The following is a 10,446-nucleotide window of genomic DNA, read 5'->3' as shown; positions in this document are numbered from 1 at the left end:
ATCACAGAAAAAATTTTACCTAATAATTTCGTAATATAAATTAAAACCGAGCAATGAATTGCTGATTGATTGCTATACTGTTCCACACCAAGCGCTGAAGCTCGTTGGCTCATTTGATAGATGATAAACACTTACTGGTAAATTTGGACAGAATTTTAAGGTATTCTCAGCTTTTCAAAGATTGTCTAGGTATTTTAAATATTTTATGACAGGTACAATGGGTTGGTTGTCTAAATTAAGGAGTATATATGGACGTTTTGTAACACCAAAATTATCTTCTAGCCTAACTTCCTGGACCTTCATTATATCCTCCCTGAAAATTGTTGAGTTAACCCTACAAAATTGTGCACGAAAAGTCGGATGGATACATTCTAATCCTGATATTCTTTTGATATGGAGGTCATATAAATGGATTTGCTTAAAAACATGAATGGAGCATTAAAGTATATTGAAGAAAATCTTACTAATGATATCGACTTTAAAGAAGTAGCAAGGCTGGCTATCTGCTCCGAATATCATTTTAAAAGGATGTTTTCCTTCCTTGCAGGTATTTCACTATCGGAATACATCCGTCGCAGACGGCTTACTCTTGCAGCATTTGATCTTAAAGATAGCAGCGTAAAGGTCATTGATATTGCAATAAAATACGGGTACAACTCACCAGATTCTTTTGCACGAGCTTTTCAAAACTTGCATGGCATAACACCGTCAGAAGCCAGAAATAATGGCCATTTACTTAAAGCTTACCCACGAATGACCTTCCAGTTATCAATCAAAGGAGGAAGTGAAATGAACTATCGTATTGAAGAAAAAGAGGCATTTCGCATCGTTGGTATTAAGAAAAGAGTTCCTATTATTTTCAACGGGGTTAATCCGGAAATTGCCTCTATGTGGGGAAATTTAGATGGTGAAACGATAAATAAACTTAAAAAACTTTCTAATGTCGAGCCTATGGGACTTCTTAGCGCATCCACGAACTTTTCTGAAGGCAGGATGGAGGAAAAAGGGGAGCTTGATCACTATATTGGTGTAGCAACAACTAAAGCGTGTCCTGATAACCTAACACAGCTTGAAGTTCCTGCTTTATCATGGGCTGTATTTGAAGCAATCGGACCATTTCCAGATACGCTGCAAGATGTATGGGGACGCATTTATTCCGAATGGTTTCCATCCTCAAATTATGAACAAATAGAAGGCCCAGAAATCCTGTGGAATGAGAATAAAGATGTAACCTCACCAACTTTCAAAAGCGAAATATGGATACCGATTTTAAAAAAGTAATTATAATCAATTAGAAAGTCAGCTCAGTATTCCAGAATCGGGCGCTTTATGGAGTAATGAAAAAGAACCCAATTTCTCTATTTTAATACAGAGAAATTGGGCTTTTTAGAAATTCCCTTAGCCTGCGAAATCCGCATTTGTTGGCGGTACCCCTCCTACGTAAGGAGCGATGCCTACGGATAAAAGGGGGAATTAATTACAGGACCAAGACCGAATTAGCCGTTTCAATCCACGCTCTTGTGTAAAAGAGCGATAAAGCGAAGGGGTTTTCTAGGAACCGCAGAATTGTTTCAACCCCCTATCCCGTATAAGGAGCAATTTTTATTCCAAGAGCAGTCTCCTTTTGTTTAACGTTTCAATTCTGGGCTTCTGGGAAAGGAGCGATACTATCAGGAAAAATTAGCATACTAGAAGGTCTTATAATCCATTCATTGTGATCCAGGATGAAAAACTGACATACTTTTAGTTTTGCTATCCCTCTCTCTTAGGTTTTGCACCTTAATTTCAGTGCCATCACCTCCAAAGGATGTTATTTATCCTTATGATATGGAGGTTGACGAAAAACAGCACCGTTACCATCTTATAGCAGGGCTGTTTTTATCCCTATTCCCACTGGCCAATACCTTCTATGCAAATATAAGAAATCTGAGAAGTGAGGAAAGTGAATACTAAATTTGTACTAGGTGTTGAAAAGAAACTGTTCAACTGATTAATTCCTGGATATTATTGTTCAAAAAGGCGAACAGCTTCTGGTCTATTGGCCATCATATCAAAAAGCAAGTTACATGGAATGTGGACGAGATCATATTCTAAAAAAACTGATAGCGGTTTGAAAAACACAGGATTAGTTAAATTCTCCCTAATTTATTTATAGCCTTCTAGCTGAATAGAATGATCACAAACTTCTTTTAAAAGCTTCTTATTATGTGATATAAAGAGAACTGCCATATTTTCCTGTTCTTTTAATAATTTAATGATCCACAATTCATTGATCTTGTCTAAACTAGACGTTGCTTCATCACAAATCAAGAGCTTAGGCTGTACGAGCAAAGCTAAAGCGATACAGATTCTTTGGTATTGGCCTCCGCTTATTTCCAACGATCTCTTAGCAAGTATATCAACGGACAAGTTGCAACGAGAAAGCACCGATTCGACTTTTGGCAGATATTCCTCTTTGCGGGCAAGCTGGAACTGCTTTAACGGTTCAAATAATAGTTGTTTTATTGTTTTTGTCGGATCCAAAGCTCTCCGTGTATATTGGGTCACTAACTGAATCTGCTGGACCCACTCCTTCTTGGAAAAAGTTGCCATAGTACGTCCCTCTAAATAAATTTGTCCATAGGAATATTTCTCTAATCCCATAATAATCCTAACTAAAGTAGATTTCCCAGCACCATTTTCACCCACTATTCCTACCCACTCGCCAGTGTCAACGAGAAGATCCAAATTTTTGAAAATCAATTGGTTTCCATATGTTTTGGTCAGTTGAGAGATTTTTAATAAACTAGTATTTTCCTTCAAAGATCTCGATTAACTCCTTCGTATACTTTTCTTTCGGCTTACTGAGGACTTGATTTGTTGGTCCAGCTTCGATCAATCGTCCATCTTTTATGATACCCACGTGCGTACTATATTTCTTCACGATCGTTAAGTCGTGGGTAATAAAAAAGATGGTCATTTGCTTTTTCTCGTAAATTCCCCGCAGAAGATTTAGAATCGTTTCCTGGCTTTGTTCATCCAAAGCACTGGTGGCTTCATCAGCAATGATGATCTCCGGATCAGAAACGAGAGCCATTGCCAGTGCCACTTTCTGGCACATTCCTCCGCTCAACTGAAAAGGACGTTTGGCAAGCAAACTAGAACTATCGGAAAAACCTACCCAGTTTAGAACTTGAAGCATCTCCTTTTCACGCTCTTCTCTATTTTTCATACCTCTGGATTTTAAGAGATGATGAAATTGAGTTTCCACGGTAACATTGCTTTGCATGCTTCCAATTGGATTCTGCAGGATTATCTCCATCTTTTCCCGATCACTTTGAATAGAGCCGCTGACACGAAATTCTTTCGGCAAAAAGCCCAATATCGTTTTGCCCAGTAAGGTTTTCCCACCCCCGCTTTCACCGATCAGGCAAAAGAAATCGCCTTTAGAAACCGACAGTGAGATCGATTTTAGCAGTGCTTGCTCTTTGAAATAGACAGAACAATTCGACAGATCAATCATAGGCTATTCCCCACCGTTTCCTGATTTTGCTGCTGATGAATTGAGTTATGAGCACGATCGCACTCAAAATGATTCCTGGAAAAATAAATATCCATGGCGCTACGAAGAAGTAGGCTTTTCCATCAAAAAGGATCGTTCCTAGTTCTGGTGTTGGCGGTTGTACACCTATGCCTAAGAAAGACAGTCCGGAGATACTCAAAATGATTTTGCCGATATCGGTTAGAAATAAGGAAAGTAATTCTGCAAAAATATTAGGAATGATATGGTAAAACAATGTATGCTTTCCATACGATCCCCTCAAAGGAGCCAAAAGGATGAATTCTTCTTTGCGGATATTCAGAACTAAGTTTCGGATATAGCGGATGTACTTGCCTGACCAACTTATGATTAGCGCAGCCATTACAGTAAAAATCGAATTTGAAAAAAGTCCTGTAAAAACCAGCGTCAAAATCAATGATGGGATACTGATCAGAATATCCGCAAAGGTCGTTATACTGGAATCGACCAGCCCGCCAACAAGACCTGATATCCCACCTAGTATCAAGCTGACCAAAACGACTCCGAACAAAGAACAAACGGCCAGCAGCAAAGAATAGAAGCTGCCATAAAAAGTCCGACTAAATAAATCTCTTCCCAAATAATCTGTCCCAAACCAATGGCTCCAGCTCATCCCTTGCAAACTATTGCTCTTCTCGATAGCATAAGGGTCTTTTAATTGAACGAAGATAAGGGTAAGAACAATGCAACAAGCGAAAAAAACAACGATATGCTTCTTCATCATTCTCCTCCTTGATCGAGTTGTATTCTCATATCAATTTTTTGGATCAATAAATCGACGAAATAATTCAATAAAAAGGTAACGCAAGCAATGATCAAGGTGATCCCTTGAATAACTGGATAATCTCTCGTAGAGATGGCATCCATCAAAAGCTTTCCTAAGCCAGAAATACTGAATATGATCTCGACGATAACCGTCCCTCCGAAAAGATGTATCAGGCTATTGCCGTAAAGAGAAATCAGCGGTACGAACAATTCCTTCAATTGATAATAAAACCGATAATACCACTTGATCCCCCTAAACTTGGCAATAATCTGCTGCTCGCTGGTTGCTGAAGATACAATTAAATCACTTGCCATTTTGGATAGATAACATCCCTCAGAAAAGCAGATAACGAATATCGGTAAGATGAGATGCCTGCCAGAACTACTGCCTACAAAAGGGAACCATTTTAGCTGGACTCCAAAAATAAAGATAGCCAATATAGCGATCCAATAAATAGGAAACGACAACATTACAGAAAGAAGCTGTCTCAGCCATTTCAAAGCAGGAAAATTCCCGATCATGCCTCCCAAACTTAGAGAAAAAACAATACAAATAACAAAGGAGATTCCGATCAATTTCAAAGTGACCGCAGCTTTTTCTGCAATGATCTGCAAAACCGGTGTATTTGTCATAAAGGAATCTCCAAAATCCCCCTTTAAACTATTAAGCAGCCAGCGAAAGTACTGATCCAAAAGGTTGCCGTCGATCCCTAGCCTAGTTCTCATTTCTTCAATAGCTTCTTGGGATACGTGTTGAACCCCCAGCTTTCGGAGAACACCTAATGCTGGATCGCCTGTCGAAAAGGAGAGAAGCTCGTACAGCAAAAAGGAAAAAAGCAGCAGACTCACGACTAAACGCAGAGTTTTCCAGAAAAAAAACCCTTTATTCATCTTATTTCACCACAAGTTTTTTAAAATCGATTGGTGCATCGGATAAGCCAGAATAATGGAATTCTGAAATTTTGCTTGAAGTAACAAATTTTTCATCTTTGTAATCGATTGGAATAGCAAGTGTTTCTTCAGAAATACGTTTAAAAATATTGTCGAATATCTCTTGCTGTTTTTTTTCTTGGATTGTAACTGCAAAATCATCTAGTAGATTCGTCAATTTCTCGTCATTTGCAAGAACTCCATGTCCCTCAGCAGTATTATGATAAAGTGAGTTCAAGAAATTATAAGGCAGCAGTGCATCAGTAAAGGTACGATAAAAAATCATGTCATACTTTTTCGTGTTCCATAAAACATCATAGTAGCTTTCGCTATCAAAGATATTGATATTTACTTTTACCCCAGCTTTTTTCAAGTCGTTTTCAATAATTTCTGCCTGTTCTTTCCATTCAGGAAATTCTGTTGTTTGGATAACTAGATCAAATGCAAGCACATTGTTTGCTTTTTCATAATAACCCTCTGCATTTTCTAGGTAGCCCTCTGATTCAAACATGCTTCTAGCTTTGTTAAGATCATACGGGATGTTCTCTTGATTATCCGTAGAAACATATTTAACGTTCTCCCGGAATAAGCCAACCAGCTTTTTATCCGATAATGTAGACTTGTTGACGGCCAATTCGATCCCTTTACGGATAGTGGAAGTCAATACTTGATTATCAGGATTGAAGGCTAGAAAATGCGACATCGTTCCTTCAAATTTATGTACATTATAAGATTTATCCTTTCTCAATGGATTGATGTCACTATCCGTGATACTGCCTAATGTTCCTCCGACAACGTCGACCTCGCCGCTTTTAAGCGCCAAAGTACGTGAGCTTCCGTCTTCGATCGTCTTGAAATTCACCTGATAATTCACTGGATTTTCATGATTATAGTATGGATTTGGCTCCATCAGCACTTGCTCGGCAGAGATTTCCTTCACAGTAAAGGCTCCAGTACCAATTGCCTCTTTGAATGCTCCATCAACTTTTTCACCCTCAACAGAATGCGGACTCATGATTCTTAATGGACGAGTCTGACACAGCTCAGCTAATACTTGATTGGAGATTTTTGTAAAATGCATCGCAACTGTCGTATCATCGACCACTTCAATTTTTTTCAAATTTGTCAGAGTCTGCAAAGCGCTTGTCTCATTCTTTGCTTTTGCTCGATCAATAGTAAATTTCACAGCCTCCGCATTTACATCGCTGCCGTCAGAAAATTTGACATCCTTTTTTAGATGAAATACATATTTTTTCCCGTCCTCTGATATTTCCCAAGACTCAGCTAGACCAGGCTTGAAGGCTCCTTTTTCGCCATATTCGATTAAAGGCTCATAAACTGCTCCATATAGAGCCATATCTGCATCATAAGAAGTGGCATCTAGTTTCTGAGCATTTGACTCGCTTGAAATAGCGATATTTACTGTCGCCTTCTCATCTTTTTTTGATGCATCCTGATTATTAGAAAAGCAGCCCACAAGAGAAATGGCAGCCAGCATAGAAATTACAATCCCGAACTTTTTTTTCATTGTTATCATTATTCCTTTCACATTTCCTACTCAAAGGACAATATCGTCTGAGAACAAGTGTACCCCTTTGTGTATTTTTTACAGTAAACCGAATTTGGGCAGGGAAAAGTCGTTGTCTGCAGCAAAACTCGAGGGGATGAGCAAGCACATGGTGCCACTTCATACCCTCGTACTGTCAAGATGTACAACTTTGCTTTGCAAGGCGGACAGACATTTCCCATGCCACTTTTCTACAAGGATGAAATCAGTTGATTCATTCAAAGCAACACTTCGAACTTGAGAACAAGCAGCCAGCGCTCTAACAGCCGTAAGATCCCAGGAAAGCGGTCATTCATTGATCTTCAGCAGTACACGAAATACATACCATAGAGTCGTACCGCATAACCGATCGTGTTTTCTCAAGCTAGAGCTTTGATCCTTTATGATTGTAACTACCTTTATTTCACATGATCTTTTTTACCGCTTTCGGGCAATGTGTCGTAATCATTTTAAGCGTTGCTTCCTGTTTTTCTTGCTTTGATTAGATAAGAATTTTCACAAGATAAAATATAATCATCAACCGATAGAAAGAATTCTTTATAATTGGTCACACTATATACCGGTTCAGTGTATTCTTTAAGCAGCTCGACTGAAAATCCATTTTGGATCAGACTATCCACTACCTCAGTAAGCGTCTTGTTCTGCATTTTTGTTGCTCCAAATTGATCTATCTTTTCTTTCATATAATCGAAGCTAGGATTTTTCGATTGATCAGCAAAAGAAGCATAATAGACTCCGCCATCATTTAATACACTCGAAATCATGCGGAAATGTTCATCTATATTTTCAATCAGATATAGTACTGAGGTGCTGATCACCGTATGAAACTTTCTTTCTAATGAAGCAGCATCTCCCGTTTGAAAATATTCGATCGGATACCCAGCGACACGTTCTTTTGCAACCCTAATCGCTTTTTTAGCTAAATCAATCCCGCAAGCGCTATAAAAGGGCGTGGTATCATACAATGTCCTTAAAAATCCACCCTGATTGCAACCGAAATCCAAAACATCTCGGTTTTTCACATCATCGATGTCAATAAGCGTAATTACTTTTTTCCATCCTTCTTGGTGACTGTCTTCCATCTCCTGATCGCCAGTATTCCCTTTTTGCCACCAATTATCGTATTCTTGTACCAAATTTAACCCCCCCTATTTACATCCCGAATTAAACTAACTTCTTTGAATGATATGAATGTTTTGTATGTTAGTGTTCTTTCTAAAAATCGCATAAAATATGGCATTTTTAAAAATTTTTTCGCACACAATTTTATTCATTAGTAAAAATAAATGAAACTCCTATCTTTAGCAGAATGAATAGATAAAATAAAATTCAATTATAGTGATGAAGTCATTTCTATTAGTGTTTTATTCCTAATTGATAATCGTAATCATTACGCTTTAGTGGTTTGTATGTTATCAAAAGAGGCACCCACTTGTCAATCATTATTTTCAGATATACCGTTGAATTACGTTTATTAGTTCCTGTCTAGATTAGAGTCAATATCTTGGATACATTTTAGCAGAGACATTAGGTAATTTTGCTAAGCATCTTTTCTTCAAGCTCCTGAGGAGTTTGATAATCAATAGAGCTATCTTTTGGATAAGATTACCGGAAAAAAGATAAGGAGGAGTAACTCTCCCTTCTAATCTTAGCTGAACAGTCATTTATGTAGAAACGTCCGAATCTCCCTCGTATTCGGACGTTTGCTGGTTTCCTATGTTGCTTTAAAATAAAGTTTGTTCAAAAACACCTCATAAACCAGTATTTTACGATAAATAAAAGAATCCATTTTGAAAAAAGATTGATCAAAATGGATTCTTCTCTAACAGATTTATGTTTAGTTTTCATAAAAAAGTTTGTTGATTTTAGCTACGTTCTTCCACTAAAGCACCATATAGTTTATTAACCTGATTTACTGATTATATCTTCAATTCTTCATATTTAACTACATAGATATAGTTTTTGTTGCAACCGTTTGTTGAAATGCCTGATCATGCTCAACAATAACCATTGTGGGATTAAATCTTTGAATAAGCTCTTCAATCTGCATGCGTGAATAAATATCAATAAAATTTAACGGTTCATCCCAAATATATAAATGAGCTTTTTCACATAAACTTTTAGCTATAAGCAGCTTTTTCTTTTGTCCACCAGAATAATGGGATATATCTTTCTCAAATTGAATTCGGTCAAAATCCATCTTACGTAGGATGGATTTAAATAACGTTTCATCAATCTCATGCTCTTCAATAAAGTCCGATAACAGTCCCTTCAAATGAGAAGTATCTTGTTGGACATAGGAAATAATAAGGCCTGAACCTAAATTCATTGAGCCTGTATGATGTATCGGATTTCCTAGAATTAGTTTTAGGATACTACTTTTTCCGCTTCCATTCTTTCCATCAAGTACAATTCGGTCACCTTGTTCAACTTTAAAGCTAATTGGCTTATTCACTATTTGGTCATCGTACTTAACAGACACATCAGCCAAAACAATCAATTCATTTGACTGAAATTCCAATGCTTCTAATTTTAATGCCTCAGTTTTTTCCACATTTTTTAGCAGTTTTGACTTTTCCTCAGTAGCTTTTTGTTGCCTTGATTCAAGGTTCTTTGCTCTCTTCATCATCTTTGCCGCTTTATGTCCTACAAAACCCTTGTCCAACTTAGAACCCGAATTCGTTGTCCCATTTTTGGAAGCTTCCACTTGATTAGACCAACCTGCTGAACGCTTTGAAGACTGTTTTAATCTCCCTATGTCTTTTTGTAGACGCTGATTTGTTGCCTCTTCGTGTTCCTGCTGTCTATCAAAATTTAACTTCCAAGAAGAATAGTTACCACTTTGAACTTCAATATTTGCCCTATTTATAGATAAGATATGGTCAACGCATCCATCTAAAAAGATTCTGTCATGTGAAATTAAAATAAACCCTTTTTTCTTCCTTAGATAATCAGAGACCATCTTTCGTGCATCAGTGTCTAGATGATTGGTTGGCTCATCAATTAATAGAAATTGACCCTCAGTCAAAAAAAGTGCAGCAAGCAACACCTTTGTTTGTTCTCCATTTGATAATGTTTTAAATGGTCGGTACATGACCTCAGCATCAACATTTAGATAGGATATTTCACGAAGAAATTCCCAATCTTCTGCTTGGGGGCAAATTTCTTCAAAGATTTCATGAGTATACTTGTTTTTATCCGAAACTGGATAAGGGAAATAATTAAATTCTACCGAAGAAATGATTTTCCCACTATACTCATAATTCCCTAATAATAAATTAAAGAATGTTGTTTTACCTCGTCCATTTCTACCGATAAATCCAAGTTTCCAATCCGTATCTATTTGAAAGTTTACACCTTCAAAAATATTGTCAAAGCTACCTGGATAAGAAAAAGTTAAGTCTTGAACTTGTATCATTGACATGATAATTCCTCCTTTGTATATCAACACTTTTTACTTTTTATACAAAGTCGGCACATCCATCTATTCTAAATTTCTCCGTATAAGTTTGATGGATATTAACGACTTATACGGAGTATTACATGCGTAACAATAGTGTCTGAATTGCTCATTTCTCTCTCCTTTATTTATTAGATTAAAGTTACAGATTAAAAAATATCAATC

8 protein-coding genes are annotated in these 10,446 nt (G+C 37.2%); 1 reads left to right on the top strand and 7 read right to left on the bottom strand.

Going from position 1 to position 10,446, the window contains the following annotated elements:
* Positions 1-408 precede the first annotated feature (408 nt).
* Positions 409-1,281: an AraC family transcriptional regulator gene (locus tag AYJ08_RS04145; RefSeq protein WP_064016704.1), complete on the top strand. Its 873-nt coding sequence runs from the start codon at positions 409-411 to the stop codon at positions 1,279-1,281.
* Between the two features lie 864 nt (positions 1,282-2,145).
* Here the strand turns inward: AYJ08_RS04145 and AYJ08_RS04140 are convergent.
* The 7 genes from AYJ08_RS04140 to AYJ08_RS04110 form a co-directional block, all read right to left on the bottom strand.
* Positions 2,146-2,802 (bottom strand): ABC transporter ATP-binding protein, encoded by a 657-nt coding sequence (locus AYJ08_RS04140; protein ID WP_064016703.1) that lies wholly within the window; start codon positions 2,800-2,802, stop codon positions 2,146-2,148.
* Positions 2,786-3,502: an ATP-binding cassette domain-containing protein gene (locus AYJ08_RS04135; RefSeq protein ID WP_064016702.1), complete on the bottom strand. Its 717-nt coding sequence runs from the start codon at positions 3,500-3,502 to the stop codon at positions 2,786-2,788. Before AYJ08_RS04135 ends, AYJ08_RS04140 begins: the two co-directional genes overlap by 17 nt.
* Positions 3,495-4,283, bottom strand: coding sequence for an ABC transporter permease (locus AYJ08_RS04130; protein ID WP_231928995.1), 789 nt, complete (start codon positions 4,281-4,283; stop codon positions 3,495-3,497). The genes AYJ08_RS04135 and AYJ08_RS04130 overlap by 8 nt, the downstream gene beginning before the upstream one ends.
* Positions 4,280-5,215 (bottom strand): ABC transporter permease, encoded by a 936-nt coding sequence (locus tag AYJ08_RS04125; protein ID WP_064016700.1) that lies wholly within the window; start codon positions 5,213-5,215, stop codon positions 4,280-4,282. Before AYJ08_RS04125 ends, AYJ08_RS04130 begins: the two co-directional genes overlap by 4 nt.
* A 1-nt stretch (position 5,216) precedes the next feature.
* Positions 5,217-6,782, bottom strand: a complete 1,566-nt coding sequence (locus AYJ08_RS04120; RefSeq protein ID WP_064016699.1) for an ABC transporter substrate-binding protein — start codon at positions 6,780-6,782, stop codon at positions 5,217-5,219.
* A 488-nt stretch (positions 6,783-7,270) separates the two neighbouring features.
* A complete protein-coding gene (locus tag AYJ08_RS04115) occupies positions 7,271-7,957 on the bottom strand; it encodes a class I SAM-dependent methyltransferase (protein WP_064016698.1) in 687 nt (228 codons plus the stop codon).
* An 809-nt stretch (positions 7,958-8,766) separates the two neighbouring features.
* Complete coding sequence (locus AYJ08_RS04110; protein WP_064016697.1) at positions 8,767-10,245, bottom strand: Lsa family ABC-F type ribosomal protection protein; 1,479 nt, start codon at positions 10,243-10,245, stop codon at positions 8,767-8,769.
* Positions 10,246-10,446: the final 201 nt, after the last annotated feature.

The sequence above is a fragment of the Brevibacillus sp. SKDU10 genome (assembly GCF_001645205.1).
Lineage (GTDB): Bacteria > Bacillota > Bacilli > Brevibacillales > Brevibacillaceae > Brevibacillus_B > Brevibacillus_B halotolerans.
Note: the sequence above shows the minus strand (reverse complement) of the source record. Positions and strands in the feature narration are given on the sequence as shown.